Below are 22,986 nucleotides of genomic sequence, written 5' to 3'. Positions count from 1 at the left end.
ATTTAAAGTTACATGTATGACAAAAATGAACATAAAAAATAAGCTAGCCTCAACACTGTTCCCGTTGATTCTAGCTCACTTTAAGATTTCCAGACTAAGCACCTTAGTCTTAGAAGCTGTTCATGCTCATTTTACGGCGAAGCGTTTCATCTGCGGCAGCTTAATAAACCAAGCTACTAACAGACAAGAAACAATTTTATCCACTAGATTACCCGTCACTGCGCCCCAATAGGTTGCAGAAATCATTTCCTTACCAGACGCTCGCAATGCCATGATGACGACATCCGTTCCTGATCCGGTAAAACCGCCAAACAGGGCCAATCGAATTGGTGCGCCAATCATTGGACAAATAAAGGCTAACAAAAGACCTGCGATTACTGCTTTTCCAAAACCAAAACCATTTTTCGCTAATAAGGCGACGATAATCGCGACAGCCACATTCACTAATGCGAAAGGAATCGCCGTCACTCCGCCGATCAGCCCCATCAATAAGTTGGTGGTCACACCGGTTAAGATTCCATAGCCCATTCCAAAATTGGCCGCGATAAAAATCGTCCCCATCGTATCTAAGAACAATAACGGAATCCGCAGCATCGACACTGCTTCTCCTAACACCACATTTAATCCTACCGCGATGGCACACATCGCGATCACTTTTGCTTTACTATTCATTATCTAATCCTTTCTCTAAAAAATGTTGCAACTGTTCATCAAAATCCCCTTGATCCTCTTCACTGTAAGACGTAGGCACCTCCAAATAATTCGTACCGATTTTGGCCTGCTGACATTCTGCGAAAAACTCTTCCATTAAGACACCTCGTTGCCCACTGATGGAACAATTCGGGCTTTCATGGATGCCGATTATTCCTAGATACTGATAGCCTTCTGCTTGATACGCTTGAATCTGCTGAATGATCGGCTGCAGCATTGTCTGGCATTGATGACGATAATCAGGCAAATCATGGTATTCTTCATAAGTCATCGGCGGACGATCTCCGCCTAAGACGATAAACTCAGGACACGGCAGCTGTATCAGCGCAATCCCACTGCGCAACAACTCGACCGCAAAGGGGAAGGCTCCTCGTGCTCTTTCCCACCCGTGAATCACAGCATTTTGATTCAAAACACAATGAGACACAGCTACTAATTGCTTCTGTGGTTCTATAATCCTATCTCCTTTCTTTTTAGTTAAAAATCTCCTGCAAGCTCTCCTGAATTGTCGCGAATTCTTCTATCGCAATCGTTCGCACATCCAAGTAGTTGCAATCATCCTTGATCCGGCTAATGATCGGTGTAGCAGCTAATCGTAGTTTTTCTTGCAGCGTATCCGCAGAGAATTTACTACTGCTTAAAGCAACAGCATAGGTCGGCAATAAGTGCTCTGGGTAAGAACCGCCGCCGATTTTGCTACTGTCCTTTTCGATCTTTACACTTAGCTCAGTGATTGATTGCAACATCGCTGCTAGTTCAGCTGCTTTACCTAAGCAATCCTCTTCACTTTGTCCGATCATTTGTAAGGTCGGCACGGATTTTAAAGCTTCTTTTTCATCAAGGTATAAAGACAGCGTTGCTTCCAGTGCACTTAAAGTCATTTTATCGATACGCAAAGCTCGCAATAATTGATTTTTCTTCATCTTGTCAATGTATTCTTTTTTCCCAACGATGATGCCAGCCTGTGGACCACCTAACAGCTTGTCTCCGCTGAAGGTTACAATGTCACAGCCCTGATCTAGAACTTCTTTCACTGTAGGTTCGTAAGGTAATCCGAACGGTCGCATATCCATCAGTAACCCGCTGCCTAGATCATTAATCAATGGTAAGTTCTTGGCATGGGCTAACTCTGCTAGATCATTTAACACCGGTGTTTCGGTAAATCCAACGATGCGATAATTACTGGTGTGTACCTTCAAGATCGCACCTGTTTCTTCCGTCAACGCTTTTTCATAGTCGGCTAAATGCGTCTTATTGGTCGTACCCACCTCCACGATCGTACCACCGCTTGAAGTAATTACGTCAGGAATGCGAAATGCTCCACCAATCTCCACCAACTCGCCTCGCGAAACTAACACTTCTTTTTCTTGTGTCAAAGTACTTAAAACGAGTAATACGGCTGCAGCATTATTATTTACTACCAGAACATCTTCAGCCCCTGTGAGCTTCTTCACGATTGATACTAAGTGACTATAACGCGACCCGCGCTTGCCACTTTCTAAGTCAAATTCTAGATTTGAGTAGTGAAAGCTGGTTGCTAGGAGCTGTTCTTTTGTTTTTTCGCTTAATGAAGAACGCCCTAAATTCGTATGGATTACAGTTCCGGTAGCATTGATTACGCGTCGTAGTGAAAATTGCTTTTCTTCTAGCTGCTTGTGAATCAGTTCTACGACCTCTTTTTGGTCAATCACGGTTTTTCTAGTCCCGTCAACGACTGCTTCTCGAAAACTTGCTAAAACCTGCTGCGTAGCTTCTTTGGCTTTTCCATGAGGATAACTTGGATCAATCTGCCTCAATAGCACATCTACGGAAGGCAAACTTGCTAAAATATTCTGAATCTCTTTTGACATAGGCCACCTGCTTTCTTAGCGTAACGCCAGATTTTGTAATGCGGCTAAGACTGTGTCAACCTCAGCCTTAGTGGTAAAACTCGAAAACGACAAACGCACCGTCCCGCGATCCGCGGTACCCAATGCTTCGTGCATTAAGGGCGCACAATGATACCCCGGTCTGGTCGCAATTTCAAACTCTTCCCATAATAAATCACTGACGATTGCCGATTCCGCAGCTTTGATATTAATCGAAAAAACATCCACTCGCGGACCGCTGAAATCACCGTAAATTGTTAGACCATCAATTTTTTTGAGCTCTTGATAAAAATAATCACCCAATGTTGCTTTTTCTGCTTTTTCTTTTACCCATTGAACACTAGCGGCCAAACCCGCTAAGCCAGGAATATTCAGCGTTCCAGCTTCTAATAGGGTAGGAAGTTCTTTCGGCTGAACCTTTGAAAAAGACTGCATCCCATCGCCGCCCGTGAGCACTGGCTCCAAAGGCAGATCCTTTAGCAGGCAAACGCCGCCAGTCCCCTGTGGACCATAAAGTGATTTATGTCCCGTAAAACAAGCGGCGGCGATTTTCCCATCACTAAGATCAATTGGAACTACTCCGGCAGTTTGCGAAACATCAATAATCAAATAAAGCTTGTGCTCTGCGCAAAACGTCTTGACCCATTCTAGATCCAGTAGATTCCCTGTAACATTACTTGCATGATTGCAAATCACAGCCTTCGTTTCTGGACGAAGTTTTTCGGCAAATTCTTGATAGTTAAGACGACCAGTTAATGCTTCGCTAGAAACCACATCAAAGCTGGCACCTGCGGCTTCTAGCTGATACAGCGGTCGTAAAACAGAATTATGCTCCCAAGCAGTCGTGATTACATGATCTCCCGTCTGAATCAAGCCCTTCAAAACTTCATTCAGAGCGACCGTCGCATTATTTGTAAAAGCGACCTCATACCGTTTATCTGCTTTGAACAGCTCCTTTAGCTGATTACGGGCTTTTTCCGCCACACGATAACCCGCTAGAGAATACCCGTGAGCACCGCGAGAGGGATTGCCATATTCGCCTGTTAAAATCGTCGTCATCGCTTCTGCCACGACAGCCGGTTTTTGAGCAGTCGTAGCGGCATTATCCAAATAAATGCTCATTTATTTTCCCTTCTCTCCTAGCACACGATAGTTCTCTACACGTTTTGTAATTCCCTGCTTATCCATATATTCAAGAATCAGCATGGAAGACTTACGACTGGAATCTGTCAAATCGCGAAAATCTCCTAGCGTCATTTGCCCGTGTTCTGCGATATATTTTTGAATCAATCCCACTGATTGATCAAAAACCTTCCCTAACAATACAAACTCATGGGTTAAGAAGACCACCGTATCGCCGTTTAAGGCTTCCAAGACTTCCTCTGCATTTTTATCTAAGTCGAATAATTCTTCTTTTTTAACAGGTGTATAGCCATTTTTAGCAAGTGTCTGTTCGATTTTTTCTTTCACGGCCTGCTGATATTTGTTGAAGCTTACTTCGAAATCGGCTAAAGCAATTTTATCATTGGCTTCCTTGACAAGATCCACTTTCATCAACAGGATCAGCGCGGAGATTTCCTTCTCCGCTAAAACACCCCGCATCCGCGAACGAAATTCTTCTAACGGCATCCCATAGCGCAACCGATATTGCTTATGATAGGCTGACAGGATTTCGGTTGCCTGCTCCACCAATTTTTGATAGCTAGTCTGAGCTAGATAGCCGACCTTGGTTTCAATTACACGACCTGCTGTTAACATCTCCGTTAAAATCGGCTGCAGCTCTTCTTTACCCACACCTAAGTATTCTAATAATTCTTTTTCTTTCGTAAACGGCTGCTTTTTATTAATCATGAAATCTGCGATTAGTTCATCTAAGCTGCCCTCTTCTTTAGCCTTTAAGCTTTCCAGAATTTCAACTTTGAAACGGCGATGCTTATGTGGTGCCGCATCTAAAACCTCACCCCCAGCAATTGTATGCATTGGAGAATAGGTTCGTAAAATGAAGCGATCCCGCTCTTTTACTGCTACCTGCTCTTCCAGCCGCAGTTGCAGGAATCCGTCTTCTCCCGGACCAATCCAGTCAACACCTAATGGGACTGTTCGTGCCATTACTTCCCGCGTACCAACTAGCAAGCGGACCCGATCCCATAAGCCGATCCCGCCCTCTACTTCAGGCAGGCAGGTAACTTTTACATCCAGCATCCAGGTGTCCTCCAGCTTCTCTGAAACAGACAAGACATCGCCTCGTTGGATTTCATCAGTTGCGATATTCGCTAAATTCAAAGCTGTTCGTTGCCCCGGCTGAGCGCTTTTCACATCTGTCTCATGAACCTGAATGTTTCTTACTCGCGTTTTTTTCTGGCTTGGATAAAGGTACAAATCATCCCCAGCATTGATGGAGCCATCTAGTAAGGTCCCTGTAACAACCGTCCCAAAACCTTTTACGCTAAAGACCCGATCCACATTCAATCGCGCGGAGCCGCTAGCTGTACGTTCTTGTGCTTCTTCTGAGTGCTCTTGAATTTTGGCCAGCAGTTCTTTGATTCCTGTACCAGTCACCGCATCTGTCTCGATTAAATCCGCTTCAGCTAACGGCGTATCTGCTAATTGTTCACGGATATCGTCCACGACCAACTCCTTCAAATCAGGATCAACAGTATCCACTTTGGTCAACACGATCAAGTAATCACGAATCCCTAATAACGTTAAAATATCAATGTGTTCCTTCGTTTGCGGCATGATTCCTTCCGCCGCATCAATCACCAGCAGAACCAGATTAATACCCGGCAAACCAGCGACCATGTTTTTAATGAATTTTTCGTGTCCCGGCACATCTACAATTCCGACTCGCTTCTTATTCGGCAAATCCAAATAAGCAAATCCCAAGTTGATCGACATCCCGCGCTTTTTTTCTTCACTGGTGGTATCCGTTTCGATACCCGTCAGCGCTTTAATCAACGTGGTTTTTCCATGGTCGATATGCCCAGCCGTTCCTATCACAATATTTGCCATCTGCTTATCCTTTCTGAACCAATATATAGTTTGTCTTCAAGCCTTCTTGGGCTGCATGATAAAAGCCCTCTGAGGCAATCTCTGCCGCTGTAAGCAAAGACATTAATGCCTCCTCTTCTTTCAACGGATATTTCAAAGAAAAGCCGCAACTAGCATGAATCTTTTCCGGTGTGGGAATGATTCGAACGGCAAGTTGGGCTTCCTTCGCGATTTCCTCAGCTTTCATGGCCTCCCGGGTTGAATAAAACAACGCAACACCGTACGTCTGCATAAAAACTGCTCCTCTTTTCATAATACTGTAATCAATAAGCTACAGCTTCAAGCCATATTCCTCTAATGATGCTCTGCACCCTCTATGGTTTAACGATTCTCGGTGCTTGGCGCATCATTTCCACGATGCGATACATATTGGTCACTTCGCCAACTGCTGCGGTCAACTCGTAAAAATTCAAACAAGCTCCGCAGGCGTAAATTTCCACACCTTGTTCTGCTAAGCCTTTCAAATCCTCCAGCGAATCAGAACCTTCTATCACAGAATGCACACCGCCATTATAAAAAATGACTTTTCCCGGCAATACATCTTGTTCGGTCAATGAATAGATAAAGCCCTTCAACAGATTTTTACCTAATTCATCTGAGCCGCGTCCCATGACATTCGTATCTACGACCACGATATAATCGTCCGTTGTAACCATTGATTCAGCTGCTTGAGGTGCTTCTTCAGTCAGAGCCGCATTTCCTTTTGAAATAACCACAGTATAATGATTCGGCGCATCCTGATCCATTTGATAGATATAGCCAAGTTGCTCCGCCATTTTTTTCAAATTTTGCGTAGCGATCTCATTATCCACCAGTGTTTGCACAACTTCATGCTCCCGCAGTGCTTTTTTTGTTTCGATGACTGGTAACGGGCAAGCTTTGCCTAACGCATCAATTTTAAACATTTCTTCCACTCCGATCCTCAATTGACTTTCGTCTTCTTGCGATTAATAAACGATCAATTCCTTCTCTTGCTTCTCGATGACAACACCAAAATCTTGTGCCGGAATATCGGCAGCTTGTAATTCCTGTACTAGCGTGTCCGCTTGATCTGCAGGAACGCTGACTAATAATCCCCCAGAAGTTTGTGGATCAAACAACAATTCTTCAATCCCAAAATCATCAAGCTGAAAATCCATCTTCTGTTCCATGTAATTTCGATTACGTTGACCGCCAGCAGTTAAAATAAATTCTTTCGCGCCTTGATACGCCTCTTCAAAATACGGCAAATCTTTCGAATGAATTTTCGCGCTAAAACGTTCGTTCATCATTTCATGTAGATGTCCAGCCAAGCCAAAGCCCGTCACATCAGTACAGCTGTTGATCGTGTATTTGCGAATAATATCCATCGCATACTTGTTCAATGTCTCCATGCTCGTGGTAGCTTTCACAAACGCTTCTTCGCTGATTTCTTCAGCACTGTAGCCCACCGTGATGATGCTGACGCCCAATGGCTTCGTCAAAATCAGGTGATCGCCTAGCTGACAGGTATTGTTTTGATAAATTTTATTCGGATCAATCGTCCCTGTTACAGACAAGCCATATTTCACCGACTGGTCATGAATCGAGTGGCCGCCAGCCAAGATTGCTCCAGCTTCTTGCACCTTTTCAGCGCCGCCTCGTAAGATTTCTTTTAATATATTCAAGTCCTTTTCTTCTGGGAAAGCGACAATATTAAGAGCGGACAAAACCTCGCCACCCATTGCATACACATCGCTTAGTGCATTTGCTGCAGCGATTTTACCAAAAAGATAAGGATCAGTCACCATCGTTGGGAAAAAATCTAACGTTTGAATAATTGCTAAGTCATCACGCAGTTTAATAACAGCGGCATCATCTGTCGAATCAAATCCTACCAGTAAATTTTCATTGGTCGCTTTTGGTAAATCCGCCAGCAACTCTCCTAAATTCCCCGGTCCGATTTTCGCATTGCAGCCACCGCAGACAATCAATTGTTGAGCTGTCTCCATGCTTTCCACCATCCTTCACGTTCTCTATTATAACAGTTTACTTTTTGTTTCTCCACGTATATTTCCATCCAATTTATAACGATTTTAATCTCTCATAAAAACGCTTTTAATTTCTGTGATGATTTCTTATTTGAGGATGAGAACAGCATTAAAAAATGCGTTTCCTAAACAAAATAGGAAACGCATTTATGCTCATTTAGCCGGATGATTTTAGCTCTTTACTGATACAAACACCTCAGAGAAGCTCAATTTACCAGCAACTTTAACTTTAATATTAACAGCCTGTTTAGGCAAATACGCCAAAGGAATGACTTCGACAAAAATTGTTTTCAAAGTATCAACGGACGCGCCTGAATCAATCGCTTCTTTTCGAGCAGTGTCGATCGCCAGATTCACTGCCTCCTCTTGCGTTTGATTTTCTAATGAATAGACCGAACTTACTTCACCTGAGACTTCCCCTAAAGCGGCTCCGATCGCATTAGCGGCATCATAATTTTCTGGAACAATTACTTCTGACACCCCGTTCATTTCTTTGGGCAGAATGATGCTGCCTCCACCAACTAAAATAACAGGAACCTCTTTGCGATCTGTCTTCATTTGATCAATCGCATCTTCAATCAGTTCTCGTATTTTTTCCTTTGTTTGATTCACTAGATTCACCTCTAAATCAGGTGAAATAGCTCCATCTACCGGATGATTCTTTTGATTAGCGATCGCGATATCTGTCGTAGATAAGACCTTGCCGCCAAAAGATAAACTTTCTTCCAAAATTCGATAGCCTAAGCTTTCTGGTCCGACTCTAAGTTCGTTTTCCACATGTACAATCGTTCCTCCACCTAATCCAATCGATAGAACATCTGGCATCCGGAAATTTGTTCTGATTCCACCAATCACAGTTGCTAGTGACGATTCGCGGGGAAACCCTTTTTTCAAAACCCCAATATCCGTTGTCGTTCCGCCGACATCGACAACTAACGCATTCTCCAAGTTGCTTAAATGCGCGGCTCCACGAATGGAATTGGTTGGACCGCAGCCAATCGTTAATACAGGATAACGCAAAGCTTTTTCTAAATTCATTAATGTACCATCATTTTGGCAAATAAAAACCTCTGAAGTCAGGTTATTATTACTTAACGCTTGCTTCAATCCACGAATCATTTGCTGAATCGTTTGTGTTAAGGCAGCATTTAAAATACTAGCATTTTCTCTTTCCAACAGTCCAATTGATCCAATCTCGCTAGATAGCGTTACAGGAACTGCTAACTCTTCTTCTACGATCGCGGCAACCCGTTTTTCCTGCTCTCTGTTGACTGGAGAAAACACGCCAACGACTGCTATGGCTTCTACTTTTCCCCTCATTTGTTGACAAACTTCTCGAATCTCTGTTTCATCGACTTCAGCTATTTTATTTCCATTGTATTCATAGCCACCCGAAACAATCGCTGTCTGCGCGTTCATTTTTTCGGCAAGATCCTCTGGCCAGCCAACCATGGGAGCAACCGCAGTGGTGGCTGGTTTGGCTAAACGAATGATTCCCACCTTGCTCATTTCTTTTCTCTGAACAATCGCATTCGTACAATGAGTAGTCCCTAACATGACCACACTGATTTTATCCGTTGGGATACGCGTTTCTGCTAAAATTTTTTGAATCGCCGCATCAATTCCTAGACTAACATTCTCCATCGTAGGGCTTTTGATTTTTCCGATACAGTTTAATTTCTCATCTAAAATCGCGCAATCCGTATTCGTTCCGCCAACATCAATCCCTAATCTATACATATCGCTTCTTCTCCCATCAGTTCTTCCACCGGTCTGTACTCTATTTCGTATCCAAAATAGTTCGGTCCGGCTACTTCTATGCCTTTTTTTGTTCGCCATTTAGCGTCACAAGGCAAGGCGATCACATGAATACGCGCGCCGTAACGCAAGGTCTCTGTAGTGATCGGACGGCCGGTCTCATAATCCAATGCACAAATCAAATCAGGGGTCGAAGCAAGAACTTTTCCGTCTTTTTTAGCTAACAACAATTCATTTTGAAAAAGAACCTCTAACTCCTCACCTTTATTCTTACCGATACCGGCAAACGTCGCACTGCCGCGTGTAAAGCCGCCTTCCACATTCCGCTCAATATTCTTGATCTTCCCTTCAAACAAGGAATACCCCTTCAACGTAGATAATAGACGCTTAACTGGAGCTGTAGTCTCTTTCGAATCGATTAATTCTTCACCAATTTTTTTAGCTAAGCTCAAAGTTCCGCGAATCCCACATTCTTTCACGACTTTTCCAGGAAAAACATTATCCACCATATTGGCGCTGCCACCCATCACATCGGTAATCGCACGAGCAATTTTTTCAGACCATTCTCCATCTTTTGGATAATAGATGATTCGATTTCCCTGGCTATCAGCCATCGCCACAATCTCAGGCTGATAACCCTTTAAGAAAAAGGTAACCATTTGTGATTCTGGAAAAGCCCGACCCATGGCATCAGCATCCACGATAGGCAAGCCCATTTTTGCAGCGCAGGCAATCGGCAGCAAGGAGTTTCCGCCGCCAATTTCAATCGGCATAATCGCTTGTGTTCTTTCAGGAAAAGTTTCCTTTAATACCTCGGCAGGAGCATAGAGTTCTTCTTCTGAAGCAATTTTCTCGTTCGAAACAGAAGGTGCACCAATCGATCCAACAGGCATGACTAGAGCATCATCGTCCAAGTCTTCTACTTTTAAAACCCTCACTGGACCATATTTTTGAAGCGCCTGCAGCGCCATCAATCGACCGACAAACGGATCGCCGCCACCGCCCGTTCCCAGCAACGTTGCACCGATTGAAATATTTTCTAAATCTTCTACCGTAATCCATTCCATGAGTTATTTCCGTCCTTTAGTCAATTTTGTCACAATAAAATAGCAAAGCCCCGCCACTAAAATACCGTCTAAAGCTGAAACATTTGTTAGCGTAAACAAGCCAAAGCCGGCTGGCGGCTGACTAGTCATAAAGGCAACTGTACTGCCGACTACCCAAGAAAAAATAGAAATCGGATAATAGTCCTGCAGCTTTTCTTCGTAAGAGAAATCATACTTCTCTTTGTATAAGAAATAGTCAATCATGTATATCCCAGCAATTGGTGAGACTAAAACCGTCACGATCGATAGAAAGTTTTCAAACATGCCATAAATCCCAAACATCGCCATTAAAATACCCAATGTACCGCAAACAATGGTAATTAGTTTAGGGTTAATATTTTTAAACACTATCGAAAAGTCCAAAGAAGCGGAATAAAGATTGTTTGTATTCGTCGTCCATTGTGCAAGTGTTAAAACTAAAATAGATGGAATACCTAGACCTAAAGTAAAGAAAACTGCCGTAAGATCAGCCGTATTCATCACCTTGACTAAAATCAAGGAAATGATAATCATAAAACTATTCCCAATGGTAAAGCCAACAAAGCCAGCAATCATTGCCTGCTTTGGATTTTGCGCCCAACGTGCAACATCCGGTGCCATAACAACTCCCACCATATACACACCAATAACAAGAGAAACCGCTAAGCCAAAAGAGAGGCTGGAGCCTTGAGGTGCACTAGCTAAGCCAGATGTCCCATTCCGATTTAAGGACATGAGGGTTGCAACGATGATTAATACAGCTAATAATGGAACAGAATAAGTACATAACTTCTCAATCGCCTGATAGCCCCAGAAGGCCGAGAGCATCATTAAACTCCCGCCAATCAATGACAACAGCCATGAAGGTGTGTTAGCACCCGTCAATTGATTAATCGCCGCGCCAATATTTTCAGCAAAGAACCCAATCTGCACACCAAACCAGCCCAAAGAAGAAATCCCCATGATTGCCCCCATCAATGAAGCACCCTTCTTTCCAAAAGAGATTCTGGAAATCATTCCCGTTGATAGTCCAGCCTTCGCGCCAATGTAGGTCGCACCAATTGCCAATATTCCTAGAATAACCGATCCAATAATCACTGCATAGATAGCCGTCCAAAACGCCATCCCCTGCGATAATGCAACCCCCATAAACATTCCAGACAAGTCAATCCCGATAGCAATCCACACCATACTAATGGATAACCAGCGCTTTCTGTCTTTTTCTGGTACACGTTCTCTTTCATAATTTCCCGAATTTGTTTCCACTGTTTCTTCCATTTAACACCCTCATTTCTGAATATTCTGACAAATAAATATTTTATCATTATAGCTAAATGAGAATTCTCTGACTATGTTAATCTGACAAAATAGAAGAAGCCGTCTTGTCAATATTGACAAAAGCAGCTTTCCATCAGTCTTTATACGAATATTTTCGGTAATAAATTAGATTTTTAATCAACAAATAACGCGAAGCTGTATGTGAAAAGGACATTCCTAAGCGTTCTTGTGCTCGTTTCAATCGATACTTAATCGTATTATTATGCAAAAAAAGTTGTCTCGCTGTATCATTAATATTCTCATCGCAATCTAAAAAGAAAACTGCTAACGACTCGATGAAATCCTCCTCTAAATACGACTCTAAAAAAATCGATTCCGTCTCCTGCGTCACATCTTTCAACAGATATAGCTCTTCTGGATAAAAACATCTTTTCTTCGGAAAAACCTTTTTACTGTCTTCGATCTGATCCAGAATAAATGACATCTGTTTAAAAACAGATGGTAAACCTAAAAACTCTCTACCAATATAAAAATAGTCTGTCTTAACATCATATAACGGAAAAATTGCCGTAGCTGTCAGGTCCAAAGAATTACTAATCAACCACTCCAGATCCTTTTCCTGATAATAAATCCCTTTCATTTTATAAGCAGTTCTGCCTCTTTTAGGTGTTCCATTTTGTATACAATACAATTTTAAAGGCTGATTCACGTCAATTCCTTCTTTTTGAGCTAAGAGCATAGCCGTATGAAAATCCTCTGTTTGACAGGCAGAGAAAAACTGTTGGCCAGTATTCAGCAGCTGTCCCTCGCCAAAATACTTAATCATTTTTTCGACGACTGTCTTTATTCCATCTATTTGCTTGTCTGCCAAGGGTTCTCTTCTAAAAATTGCTAAATAATAATGGTGCTCCAAGGAAGACAGCGATAACTGAATATCCGTTTGAAAATAGTAATTTTGATTTACCTCTACAGGAGTATTTTTTTTAGCTTCCTTCTCCCTTTTATTAGCAATGACCTCTCTTAAATTATGATCCAGACTTCGCGGCCACGCCTTTGATAACAAAACCTCGTCTTCCTGACTTTTAATGAACAAGCTACACTTGAACTTGTCCGATAAAATACTTAATCCTGTTTCAATCTGATTCGGTGCAGGCAACTGTCGAATCGTCTCAAGCAAAACCTCTTGTTGAGGATCTAAATCCGCTTCTTCTTTGCTGATATAAGACAAAGCTTCAGAAATTACCTCGCTATATCTCAGATCCATTCGATTGATCGGCATTAAAATCAAAACCATTTCCAATTCGTTCATCTTAGCAATTACTTTTTCTGAAACTTCGGGCATGATCAGACCAACATAGTATAAGATAATCCCTAACTGGCTGTGTTGATGAAGGATCGAGATAATCTCAAGCTGCTTTTCTACATCATAAGCGATTTGAGCAAAAGAAGTAAGAACCAGTTCGTTTCCGGAGTATTCCCCTTTTATCGGCATTCCGCCATACAGTTTTGGTTCAGAAACCTCCAAAACAGAAATCGTAGTGACCAAACGCTGTCTTTGAGATGCACCAGCGATTATCTTTGCTCCCTTCATGGAAGACAATCTCAATATATCCTGAACGTTCAACGATATTCCCCCTTCACGAAAGCGTTTGAATCATTCTATCAAAAAATGAAAATAATATCATTTAGTTCTTAATTTTTTATTAGAATAAACCGATTAAGATTTTCTTCCGCGTCTAAAACTCCTTTATATACAAAAAACTACCTACTCAAATCGAGCAGGTAGTTTTGACGATGAACTTTACTATGCAGTCTGAGCTGCGTTCATACTCTTGCGAATATACATTACACCAGTAATAATGATAACTACGATAATAATATAAGTAAGCACATTTAAATCTAGTCCAGTTACGAATTTAGCAGCAACAATTACCCCAATAATCCCACCGACTGTAATCGCTAAACTTACTTTTCGTGCATAATCGCCTGTCTTAACGAAGTTCAAACTTGCAACCGGCATCAAGCCAGCACAAGAACCCATCATTACAGGGAAAGCAACTAGCGGGCTTAGACCTAACATATAAACCATCGCCATACATGGTGCATACAACCCAACACCGATCGTCATCAACGCGCCTAGGATAAAGTTGATTACCACACCAATCACTAATTTGATACCAGTCAAAGCAGTTGCCGTATTATCTGCTCCTAAAACATCAATCCAGCCTTGCTGACGAGCGAACATCAAAACAGCTGTGATGATCAATGCCCAGCCCATCCAAAGCTGAACTTTCTTTTCTGGTAAGCCTGTAACAAATTTTGATCCAATAAACGCACCAACTGTTGCTGAACCAACCAAAGCGAATAAAGTCACTGGTGATACGTCGACAACCGTTGTAAAGATAAATGCTTCTACCAACACGGGAATTCCGTGACCTACATTTAATGTACCTGGTAATAAACGGTCAGAACTCAACTGTTTGGTCATATTCAAAAGCAATGTCGTCGGCGCAAAACTTCCGATTCCCAATGTATCCAAAAAGTCAGTAACAAAACCAATAATCCCTGAGACGATCCAGTTTCCTTTTCCAAGATCATCTTTGTGTTTTATACAGTCACGTCCCATGTTGACCGTGTGCAGCAACATCAAACCAACATATACAGCTAATAATACTGTTACCATATTACCCCTCCTTCATCTTTATCCTAAAAGGAAACCATCCTTCAAGGAATCTTTCGGATCAACTAAAAATGAGTTGTATCCAGTGACATAAGCAGAACCTGTTACTCGAGGAATGATGGCTTTGTATCCTCCAACTTCTGCTTCTTCAACAATTTCACCTTTAAATTTCGTGCATAAAATACTTTCATACACAAAAGTATCGCCAACTTTCATTTCGCCCTTGCCGTACAACGTCGCAAGCTTCGCACTTGTACCTGTTCCACAAGGAGAACGGTCAACTTGTCCATCACCGAAAACAACTACATTTTGATATGTTGCATCCGGGCTGGTTGGTGGTCCATAAAATTCAACAAGATCGACTGTTTTGATATGATCCAGTGTCGGGTGTTGAATCTCAATTTGTTCGTTTACAGCATCACGAATGATCATGCCTAAATCATTAAATTTAGAAGCATTTTCTGGCTTGATTTCTAAACCAACAGATGCTGCCGGTAAGATTGCAAAGAAACTTCCGCCAAAAGAAATATCCATGGCCAATTCACCAATTTCAGGAACATTGACCGTTACATTTTCTTTATAAAGGAATGATTCCACGTTTTCGAATGAAACTGATTCTGCTGAATAGTCTTCATCCAAATGAACTGTTCCGCGTACGATTCCTGCTGGTGTATCTTGAACAACTTTAACTTCACGTTCGCCTTCTTTAGCCTCTACCCAGCCTTGTTCAACTGCTGATGTCATTGCTGCAATCGTGTTGTGTCCGCACATGTTCAAATAGCCGCCAGAATCCATAAAGATAATTCCGTAGTCCGCTTCTTCATGAACGGGCTCAGTAATAAAGGCACCAAACATATCACGGTGTCCACGTGGTTCCAGCATCAACATTCTACGCAAGTCGTCTGCTTCCGTTTCTAAATAAGCTCTCTTGTCAGCCATTGTTTCACCTGGGAATTTTGGAATTCCGCCGATGATCAAACGTGCAGCTTCACCTGCTGTATGTGTATCGATCGCTGAAATCATTTTTGATACTTTCATGATTATCCTCCCTTGTTACCTAATTTTAAAAATAAATAGGACTTTGATGATTCATACTCATAAAATTTTTCGCTAATGTATTTGTTGATTATCTTTTCGCATTTTTAATTTAATTGACGCAAGCGCTTTAACTGCATCTCGATGATTGATGGTATTTTCACCAACAACCTCCGTCTCGATTCCGGCTTCTGATTTATTAAAATCCAATACGTGATCCGTAAAGTCATTTTCCACCACAAATTTCGCTTGTGTACCAATGAACTTGAGTCCAATCACGCTAATATCTCGGCGACCGATTTCCTCTAAGGTATTCGCAAAATCCACATCTGAGTTTCCCCAGCCATCTGTTGAAGCAATCACACCATTGGTGCGCATCCCTTCTAACCACGCAGCCGTTCGCTGCCCGACTAGATATTTCATTGCATTACTTTGCGGTGTTCCCACGACAACGACTCCTTGAAAGTCAATGTCTGGATCTTTACCAAGAAGATCGACGAGCGGATCTTGAAAATGATGCAGTGATGTTTCTTTGGTTGATGGGCCAATTCCCATAACGCCACCACCTATCCATTATTTACGTTAAACCATGGAACGAATCGCCCCATCGCGGTATTCATTTGCTGTTAGAAAGACCGGCATGTTGTTCATATCAATGATCGAACAACCACCTTTAAAGCCACTAGGTTCATTCGGATAGAGCAACATATCATACATTGCTCCCTGACCAGCCACTTGCTTGACTAAAGCAACTTTCGGCTTACCAGGATTACTACGCTCTTCATAAACATGTACTTCACAGGCGTCTTTACCCTCCAGCATTTTCATTCTTTCGCGAATTTCTTGAACAAAATCGTCCACGATCGCAAACATTTTCAGACAAAGCTCACGATTAAAAGGGGTCCCCTTTTTCGCTAAGAGATCTACATGAATAATGTAGTCCTCCGCTTTAGGCGTCCCTGCTCGATCCAATACTAAATGATCACGCAAAACACCTTCAGAGGAGCCAAATTCATGCATTTGTTCTCCATCTTCAATAGCCCCAGTCATGACGACTGAAACTCCCGTAAGTGTATGCGTGATCCCTGTACCCAACGCACCCAACACCTTTGTGGAGATCGGAATGATATCCATAATGGTGTTGGTCTCAACTTCATGTTGGTGCGGTGGGAGCAATCGAATCGTCAGCTTCTGAATAGTGGCGTCCTCGCAGTCAAAGTCTTGCTTAATTTGTAAACGAGTTGGTTCAATACGGAAGTCGTTACCTGTAGTGACTTCTTCCATATGAAAAACTTTGATCTTTAAAGTTTCGCCTCGCATCATTCACACCTACTTTTTAGACGTGGGCAATGTATTCATAAGGTAATGGAACAATTTTCCCTGGCGTTTCGATTGATACTAGTGCTTCTAAAGTATCCTTCATGATACCTGTTTGCATTTCAATGTTGTGTGGTTCACCGGCATTGGCACCCATTGGTACACGCGGCGCAACGGCACGTGGAGTTCCGTTTTGGCGTACAACTGGTGGTAATGCGGCGATTAAAATAGTAGGAATTCCCGCTTCCTCAATAGCTCTCTGCACGATCACGGCAGTTCTATGACAGGTTCCTCAGCCAGCGGTTAAGACGACAGCGTCGACTTCTTCTTCTACTAATTTTTGAGCGATTTCTGGTCCAGTCACATCGTGGAATGCGTCTTGGTCTCCACCGCCGCCCATGAATGCGTAGTGAACAGGTGCAGATTCTTTGATAAAGCCTTCTGCAGCTAATTCATGTAAACGATCTAACGGGAACATCGAATTGATGTCGCGGTTCGCATCGGCATTATCATAACCACCGTGAGAAACCATCAAATCCTCTACTTTTGAAGTATCTGGTACTTCGCGGTATGTTGTATCACCCGCTAAATTGAAACGTTTATCTGATTTTAAGTGTACGCCAGCTGCTGTTGCTAACGCCACGCGCATTTCTTTAAGCTCTTTTTTCACAGGGGTAAAGACAGATTTTGGCGTAATCGGCACAAAAATTTCTGACTGTAACCCTTCAAAGACTGTTAAGCCCATGTGTTAATTCTCCTCTCCTGCTTCTTCACGTTTTCTTCTGGCTTCGGCCCGACGACGTTCATGCTCATAAATAGCAGTTTTATAATGTTCGTCTGGCTCTTCCGCCAAAACTTCTGGATAGCTCATTAGAAACCCAACTTCTTGACCGATCTCTAAATTATACTCAGAAATGATCATTCGACGGGGGATTTTAAGTTGACCTAAACGACCTTTTAAGTCGATTGTCACACTGGCATCGTGAAGTTCAACGATGATGCCTTCAAACATCTGTTCCGTCGAAATATATTTGAGTTTATTCATTCCATCCATTACTTCACCTTATTCTACTTCGTAAATTTCTTGGCGTTTTTTACTCTTAGGTAAGACTTGTTCGTTATCTACTAGGTCAATTTTCTTGCCTGTTGTTTTTTCGATGATCTCGATGTTGTTGGCTTTCACGTTTGGATTCCATTTACGTTCAGCAGCTTTGATCGTGCCGCCGCCCATCAAGGTCTTCAACATTGCTAGATCACGAATTGCATCTTCTTTACATAGGGTATTGTTCGACAAGATCTCATTTTCGATCCCTTGCATTGATTTGTTGTTGTCAACCATAGCGATCATCTCTGGGTTACCGACAACTAACGCACCCTGTACAGCTGAATAAGAGTCTCCGACAACTTTAATGCCGCGTTTACCAATTTCTTCGATATGTGAAGCAAAGTCGATATGGTTATTACCAAATCCTTCAGTTGTAACGATTGCGCCATCAACATCCATCGCTTCAATTGTCATACCTAAACGTTTAGAAACATAGTATTTTTCAGTGTTCGCTTGCGGAGAACCTACAAACATAACACCGACTAAATCGATTTCTTCGTCTTCCATTGCTTCACGTACTAATGGTTCTCTCCAGTAGTGACGAGAAGTCTCTTTTGATGCTGGTCCAATACATGTTAATGCATGGATTCCGCCGTCTAATACTTCAGTTGGCGCCAAAATGACTGGTAAGTTTCCAAGGTCAACGTTAGGTTTTGCACCTAATGTTCCAACTGGTTCGATTGGCATGATTAAATTATCGTGCATCGCACCTTGTCCCATGATTTCTTTAACGATGATCACGCGTTTGTTACCAATCCGGCGTTTTTGTACGATTTCATCATGTTCTACAACTAGAGATTCGTCTGCTTTTTTCACTGCTTCGCGAATTTCTTGTGTAATGTAGTCAGATGCTTTATGAGCGGCTAATGGTCCAGGACGTTCCATATTCGCGCCTTCTTTAATTGTTACTTGTGTTTTGATGAAGATTTCGCCTTTGTCTGGTGCACCAGGACGTCCCCACATGATGTTGCGGTCTAATTCACCTTCAGATGAACCGAATTCACCGATTTGAACACCATTTGCATCTGTTCCTGTAAGAACCATCACGACGCCATCTAACACACGTGTAACACCATGGCCGATATCCGCGCCATCCATTTTAGCAGCGATAGGTTGTACGTCCATGATCGTTTCACTATATTCGTTGTATTTATCTGGTGTAATGATTTCAAAAGTAACACTTTCAACTAGTTCTTCTAGTTCTGCCGCTTCCGCACACATATCTTCCATTTTACGTAAAACTAATGTCGTACCTTCGATTTTCGTTTCATCGCCAAACACAACTTTTTCAATCCTCATGTGATCGCGACGAACAGAACGAACGACTTTTTCTTCTACTTTTGCTTCTGGAGCTGTTGAAGCTTCTGCAACTGGCGCTTCTGGCGCTTGAGCCGCTGCTGCAACTGGAGGCACTGGGGCTGATGGAGCTACACCCATTTGACCTGCAATAGCCATCGGTACTTCTAAATCAATACCGCGTCCTTCAGCAATATGGATTTTAATTGTTTGTCCGCCCACTGGCGAAACTGGTGCCACGGGAGCAATAGGAGCAACTGGAGTAGGTGCTTCTTCGACAGGAGCTTCCTCTTCTTCTGCTGCTTCAGTGTCCTCAGAAACACCATCTAATAATTCTTTTGTTAATGGAACCAACGCATCCGTTGTTTCTTTCAATGTCGTGCCAAGTACTTGTTCGATTGTTAGAGTATTTTCAGGCATTTCTAATAAACCTGAATCCTCTAAATCAGGGAAGATCGCTGGATCTTCTAAATCATCTGGTGCGATTACTTTACCTGCTTCTGCACGGCAACATAATACTGCAGGGTCTTTGGCATGTTCTTTAGCAGTTTCTGCTGTAATAGACATTCGTTAAATCCTCCTAAATTTTTAAAATTAATTTGTAGGTAATCGACGATATAGTCTATGCCCATCTGCCCGCAGTACATGATCTGTATGATGATAAACCGGAACTCCTAACCTAGGAGCTACACCCATAACGGTGTTCGTTCAATCGGAACAGGATCCAGTCAATACTACTTCTGCTCCTTGCTTCTTCAAGGACATCACAGTTGCAGCTTGGCCTGGACAAATACCTGGCAGGGCACATCTATATCTTCCATTTACTTCTACCATTCGCTTGCAGCGTTCTGCAGCGACAACTTCAGCGCCCATGTTATTAGCGATCTCGGTCATGCGTTCGGCAGAGCCGCCGCATTCGCAAATCAAAAGACCGACTTTCCGACTTTCTTGAGGGAAAGGCATAGCGACTAACACACCACCACTTGTCTTAGTGATCGGTGTCATCTCGTCACCGCTTCTTCCTGTCATTGGTCCGCCAATTACGATCTCGCCATGAGGCTCGACATATCCGCCAACATTGTTAATCAATGTTTTAACTGGTGTGCCAATAGGTACATCTACGAAAACTGTTTCTTTTTGTTTTACACGACCCGAAACGGTCACGTCTTTGTCAATGAACGGTTTGCGATCTTCAATTGCTTCTGCGATACGTTTAATCGTTTCCACATTGTCGATCACAGCACCAACCTCTGTAGGAAGTTGCCCTGGTTCCAAAACAATGTCCATTACTTCACGAACGATCATACGCTCGTCCCCTGCTGGATAGATGTCTGGCAATTGATAAACATCCAGTGTTGGTTCATTATCCACTGCCTTCAGCAAGCGTGTGACCAGCATCCGGTGTTTACCTTTTACAGCAATTACACCTTTTGGCGCCTTCGTCATTTCCATGCAGTATTTCATTCCGCGGATCAGTTGCTCGATATGTTCACTCATTTGTTTGACATTATGAGCTAATAACGCCTCACATTCTGCACCGTTCGCAATAAAAAGACCTTCTGGAATCTCGCAAGCCAGTTTCAAGAATGTTGGAAAACCCGCGCCTCCTGCACCGACGATTCCCGCAGCTTCCACTGCCTTTGCATGAGAATCCGTTTCAGGAATGGGAACAAATGTTGAAAAATCTTGTTCCTCGTCAATCGTCAGAACGATATTTTCACCATCTACATCCACTACTTTCCCAGAAAAGCTGGCATGAATATTGGCACCTAAACCATTAGGCTCAGCGATTAATTGTCCTCGTTGGACCTGATCACCAGCCTGTACGATCCCTTTACAAGGAGCGCCGACATGTTGTTTTAATGGTATAAGAATTTGTGTCAAATTATTTCACCTCCTTGCTTCTTTGTTTGTTCGAACTTGAGCAAATCAGCCACCCGTAGTTCAAGTAAATCATAGCACACTCATCTCCCTTGTAAAAGGTCGTTTCTCGATTATTTTGATATTTTCTGACAAACAACTTGACAAATTGTAGATTTTTTTGGATTCTCTAATTAAATTTTCATCAAAAATATCAATTCCTCAAAAATCGTTTACAAAGACTGATTCAATAATATTTTTAACGATTGTGGATTGTCGACAACACAAGTTATGTATTTGAATATTAAGAAACCTCAATCGTTATTTCACATTTACACTAATTAATTATATTCGTTATTTTATTTAGCCTTGTCAGCAACTTAAATGAAGTTTTAGGACTATTTTTATCCCTTCCAACAAAATAAATCTTCTCCATTCATATGTATATAGGTTCACATTAAAGAATCTTGATTATTCTCTTTAACAATCTCATAATTAGCAAGATTCAAACTATTTTATTAAAGACAAAAAAAGCACTTGCCAGATTGAGGCAAGTGCTAAAAATTGATTAATCATCTTGTTCTAATCGATCAAGAGTTTTACTTCCAAACCATAACGCTAAACCTAACACGATAACAACTGCGGCTAAAATACCATAGCCCATCTGGAATCGAGAAGGATCACTTGTTTCTAAAATTGCATAAATTTTAGGGTAAATCATAGTCGCAAAGAATACCGCGATTGGCCATAGTCCTAATAATAGGCCCATTACTTTAGCTGGTGCTAACTTCGCGATAAATGAGTTGCCTAGTGGAGAGAAGATCATTTCACCCACAGACATCAACAGACTTACTAATACCAACCATAAAATTGATGTTTGTCCTTTACCGATGATATCTGCTAAAACCATCGCAACATAAGAGACACCTACTAGAATCATACCCAATGCTGTCTTTTTAAACATACTCATATCACCTTTAGGACGGGCAGCCATTTTAGTCCACAAACGACCTAATAGTGGGCCTAAAATGATACAAGTTAATGCATTCATTGAGTCAAAATAAGAAGTTGGAACTTTAAAGCTACCTACTAGCCAGTTTGCTCGTTCTAAGAAGCCTGCGCCATCACCATATCCAAAGTAATAGTAAGCTGGCATATAAGCTAAATACCAAACTGTCCAGAATACAATAGAAAAAATTGTAACTAAGATAATCGCTAGGATACGTTTTTTATCCCCCGAAGTTAATTTTGCATCCGCGCCTTCTTCCTTTTTACCGGCAGATTCAAATTTACGTTGGTCAATTTTAAATGGTTTTTTTCCTGCATCACCTAATGAACGGCTATTGAAAATAAACCATAGTGCATCAACCAATAGTAAAATACCACAAATTAAGAAAACAAAATTATAGCCAAATGTGGGAATTAACAATACTAAGAAAGTCGTTCCAATGAATGAACCAATGTTTACGAATGAGTATTGAACAGAGAAAGCTTCATTCAGTGCTTTTTCATCATCAAAGAGCAACCCGTTTACCCCGGATAAATTACCTTTGAATAATCCAGTACCAATCGATACTAAGATAATCATTATCCAAACCATAGTCAGGGAATCTGCCTGCCAAGTAAATAGATAACCTACACCCATCAAAATCATTCCGGCAGCCACACAAAGGCGTGGACTTAACCAATAATCGGCTAACCAACCACCAAAAATTGGAGTAATGTAAGTCATTGCAACGAAAGCAGCTGATACTGATGCAGCTTTTGCAGTTGAAAGTCCAAGACCTCCAGAGCCCACATTAACCGCAATCCAGATCGCCAACATATATTTTACCGTATAAAATGCGCATCGTTCAAACGAGAACCCTAATGCACAGACATAAAACCCAAAAGGTTTCTTTGTTTTTACTGGAGTTGTTTCCACTATCATTCC

The 22,986-nt window shown here is 42.0% G+C and carries 21 protein-coding genes; all 21 read right to left on the bottom strand.

Translation table 11 applies throughout. From position 1 onward, the window contains the following. Positions 1-126: 126 nt before the first annotated feature. A complete protein-coding gene (locus AUF14_RS17465) occupies positions 127-672 on the bottom strand; it encodes a CD3073 family putative ECF transporter S component (RefSeq protein WP_016178886.1) in 546 nt (181 codons plus the stop codon). Continuing rightward, positions 665-1,165, bottom strand: a complete 501-nt coding sequence (locus tag AUF14_RS17460) for a CD3072 family TudS-related putative desulfidase (RefSeq protein WP_369420945.1) — start codon at positions 1,163-1,165, stop codon at positions 665-667. Before AUF14_RS17460 ends, AUF14_RS17465 begins: the two co-directional genes overlap by 8 nt. Positions 1,166-1,184: 19 nt before the next feature. Continuing rightward, a complete protein-coding gene (gene selA / locus AUF14_RS17455) occupies positions 1,185-2,561 on the bottom strand; it encodes an L-seryl-tRNA(Sec) selenium transferase (protein ID WP_102866304.1) in 1,377 nt (458 codons plus the stop codon). Between the two features lie 15 nt (positions 2,562-2,576). After that, complete coding sequence (locus tag AUF14_RS17450) at positions 2,577-3,701, bottom strand: aminotransferase class V-fold PLP-dependent enzyme (RefSeq protein ID WP_102866303.1); 1,125 nt, start codon at positions 3,699-3,701, stop codon at positions 2,577-2,579. Beyond that, the gene (selB, locus tag AUF14_RS17445) at positions 3,702-5,591 is read right to left on the bottom strand and encodes a selenocysteine-specific translation elongation factor (RefSeq protein WP_102866302.1); all 1,890 of its coding nucleotides are present in this window, start codon (positions 5,589-5,591) and stop codon (positions 3,702-3,704) included. Positions 5,592-5,595: 4 nt separating this feature from the next. Next, positions 5,596-5,862: a DUF3343 domain-containing protein gene (locus AUF14_RS17440; RefSeq protein ID WP_016178891.1), complete on the bottom strand. Its 267-nt coding sequence runs from the start codon at positions 5,860-5,862 to the stop codon at positions 5,596-5,598. Positions 5,863-5,944: 82 nt separating this feature from the next. Beyond that, entirely contained in the window at positions 5,945-6,535 is a 591-nt protein-coding gene (gene yedF, locus AUF14_RS17435; RefSeq protein WP_048721347.1) for a sulfurtransferase-like selenium metabolism protein YedF, read from the bottom strand. Positions 6,536-6,577: 42 nt separating this feature from the next. After that, positions 6,578-7,600: a selenide, water dikinase SelD gene (selD, locus tag AUF14_RS17430; protein ID WP_102866301.1), complete on the bottom strand. Its 1,023-nt coding sequence runs from the start codon at positions 7,598-7,600 to the stop codon at positions 6,578-6,580. 210 nt (positions 7,601-7,810) lie between these two features. Next, positions 7,811-9,379 carry a hydantoinase/oxoprolinase family protein gene (locus AUF14_RS17425; protein ID WP_102866300.1) on the bottom strand — a complete coding sequence of 523 codons (1,569 nt, stop codon included), beginning with the start codon at positions 9,377-9,379 and terminating at the stop codon, positions 7,811-7,813. Next, positions 9,367-10,464, bottom strand: coding sequence for a DUF917 domain-containing protein (locus AUF14_RS17420; RefSeq protein ID WP_102866299.1), 1,098 nt, complete (start codon positions 10,462-10,464; stop codon positions 9,367-9,369). Before AUF14_RS17420 ends, AUF14_RS17425 begins: the two co-directional genes overlap by 13 nt. Positions 10,465-10,467: 3 nt before the next feature. Continuing rightward, positions 10,468-11,760 carry a cytosine permease gene (locus AUF14_RS17415; protein WP_049219983.1) on the bottom strand — a complete coding sequence of 431 codons (1,293 nt, stop codon included), beginning with the start codon at positions 11,758-11,760 and terminating at the stop codon, positions 10,468-10,470. Positions 11,761-11,893: 133 nt separating this feature from the next. After that, positions 11,894-13,384: a PucR family transcriptional regulator gene (locus AUF14_RS17410; protein WP_102866298.1), complete on the bottom strand. Its 1,491-nt coding sequence runs from the start codon at positions 13,382-13,384 to the stop codon at positions 11,894-11,896. A 180-nt stretch (positions 13,385-13,564) separates the two neighbouring features. After that, a complete protein-coding gene (locus AUF14_RS17405; protein WP_102866297.1) occupies positions 13,565-14,443 on the bottom strand; it encodes a sulfite exporter TauE/SafE family protein in 879 nt (292 codons plus the stop codon). Between the two features lie 18 nt (positions 14,444-14,461). Beyond that, positions 14,462-15,478 carry a proline racemase family protein gene (locus AUF14_RS17400; RefSeq protein ID WP_016178899.1) on the bottom strand — a complete coding sequence of 339 codons (1,017 nt, stop codon included), beginning with the start codon at positions 15,476-15,478 and terminating at the stop codon, positions 14,462-14,464. Between the two features lie 72 nt (positions 15,479-15,550). After that, complete coding sequence (locus AUF14_RS17395; protein WP_102866296.1) at positions 15,551-16,030, bottom strand: glycine/sarcosine/betaine reductase component B subunit; 480 nt, start codon at positions 16,028-16,030, stop codon at positions 15,551-15,553. 27 nt (positions 16,031-16,057) lie between these two features. Continuing rightward, positions 16,058-16,795, bottom strand: a complete 738-nt coding sequence (gene prdD, locus AUF14_RS17390; protein WP_049219995.1) for a proline reductase cluster protein PrdD — start codon at positions 16,793-16,795, stop codon at positions 16,058-16,060. Positions 16,796-16,811: 16 nt separating this feature from the next. Further along, a complete protein-coding gene (prdB, locus tag AUF14_RS23180) occupies positions 16,812-17,537 on the bottom strand; it encodes a D-proline reductase (dithiol) protein PrdB (protein ID WP_081638471.1) in 726 nt (241 codons plus the stop codon). Between the two features lie 3 nt (positions 17,538-17,540). Next, entirely contained in the window at positions 17,541-17,846 is a 306-nt protein-coding gene (locus AUF14_RS17380; RefSeq protein ID WP_016178903.1) for a CBO2463/CBO2479 domain-containing protein, read from the bottom strand. A gap of 9 nt (positions 17,847-17,855) precedes the next feature. Further along, positions 17,856-19,760: a D-proline reductase (dithiol) proprotein PrdA gene (gene prdA / locus AUF14_RS17375; RefSeq protein WP_102866295.1), complete on the bottom strand. Its 1,905-nt coding sequence runs from the start codon at positions 19,758-19,760 to the stop codon at positions 17,856-17,858. A 27-nt stretch (positions 19,761-19,787) separates the two neighbouring features. After that, positions 19,788-21,077 (bottom strand): proline reductase-associated electron transfer protein PrdC, encoded by a 1,290-nt coding sequence (prdC, locus tag AUF14_RS17370; protein ID WP_171030557.1) that lies wholly within the window; start codon positions 21,075-21,077, stop codon positions 19,788-19,790. A 544-nt stretch (positions 21,078-21,621) separates the two neighbouring features. Continuing rightward, on the bottom strand, positions 21,622-22,977 hold the full coding sequence (locus tag AUF14_RS17365) for a peptide MFS transporter (protein WP_016178906.1): 1,356 nt from the start codon (positions 22,975-22,977) through the stop codon (positions 21,622-21,624). Positions 22,978-22,986 lie beyond the last annotated feature (9 nt).

This window comes from Enterococcus avium, assembly GCF_002891025.1.
In the GTDB taxonomy this organism is placed as follows: Bacteria; Bacillota; Bacilli; order Lactobacillales; family Enterococcaceae; genus Enterococcus_A; species Enterococcus_A avium.
This window is presented reverse-complemented; position numbering and strand designations above follow the sequence as displayed.

What these genes read in the sequence shown, in the direction of transcription:
- selB (WP_102866302.1), bottom strand. Translation starts at nt 5,591, where the DNA reads ATGGCAAATATTGTGATAGGAACGGCTGGGCATATCGACCATGGAAAA.
- AUF14_RS17450 (WP_102866303.1), bottom strand. Translation starts at nt 3,701, where the DNA reads ATGAGCATTTATTTGGATAATGCCGCTACGACTGCTCAAAAACCGGCT.
- AUF14_RS17465 (WP_016178886.1), bottom strand. Translation starts at nt 672, where the DNA reads ATGAATAGTAAAGCAAAAGTGATCGCGATGTGTGCCATCGCGGTAGGA.
- AUF14_RS17425 (WP_102866300.1), bottom strand. Translation starts at nt 9,379, where the DNA reads ATGTATAGATTAGGGATTGATGTTGGCGGAACGAATACGGATTGCGCG.
- AUF14_RS17395 (WP_102866296.1), bottom strand. Translation starts at nt 16,030, where the DNA reads ATGGGAATTGGCCCATCAACCAAAGAAACATCACTGCATCATTTTCAA.
- AUF14_RS17420 (WP_102866299.1), bottom strand. Translation starts at nt 10,464, where the DNA reads ATGGAATGGATTACGGTAGAAGATTTAGAAAATATTTCAATCGGTGCA.
- selA (WP_102866304.1), bottom strand. Translation starts at nt 2,561, where the DNA reads ATGTCAAAAGAGATTCAGAATATTTTAGCAAGTTTGCCTTCCGTAGAT.
- prdA (WP_102866295.1), bottom strand. Translation starts at nt 19,760, where the DNA reads ATGTCTATTACAGCAGAAACTGCTAAAGAACATGCCAAAGACCCTGCA.
- AUF14_RS17405 (WP_102866297.1), bottom strand. Translation starts at nt 14,443, where the DNA reads ATGGTAACAGTATTATTAGCTGTATATGTTGGTTTGATGTTGCTGCAC.
- prdD (WP_049219995.1), bottom strand. Translation starts at nt 16,795, where the DNA reads ATGCGAGGCGAAACTTTAAAGATCAAAGTTTTTCATATGGAAGAAGTC.
- AUF14_RS17415 (WP_049219983.1), bottom strand. Translation starts at nt 11,760, where the DNA reads ATGGAAGAAACAGTGGAAACAAATTCGGGAAATTATGAAAGAGAACGT.
- AUF14_RS17400 (WP_016178899.1), bottom strand. Translation starts at nt 15,478, where the DNA reads ATGAAAGTATCAAAAATGATTTCAGCGATCGATACACATACAGCAGGT.
- yedF (WP_048721347.1), bottom strand. Translation starts at nt 6,535, where the DNA reads ATGTTTAAAATTGATGCGTTAGGCAAAGCTTGCCCGTTACCAGTCATC.
- AUF14_RS17380 (WP_016178903.1), bottom strand. Translation starts at nt 17,846, where the DNA reads ATGGATGGAATGAATAAACTCAAATATATTTCGACGGAACAGATGTTT.
- selD (WP_102866301.1), bottom strand. Translation starts at nt 7,600, where the DNA reads ATGGAGACAGCTCAACAATTGATTGTCTGCGGTGGCTGCAATGCGAAA.
- AUF14_RS17440 (WP_016178891.1), bottom strand. Translation starts at nt 5,862, where the DNA reads ATGCAGACGTACGGTGTTGCGTTGTTTTATTCAACCCGGGAGGCCATG.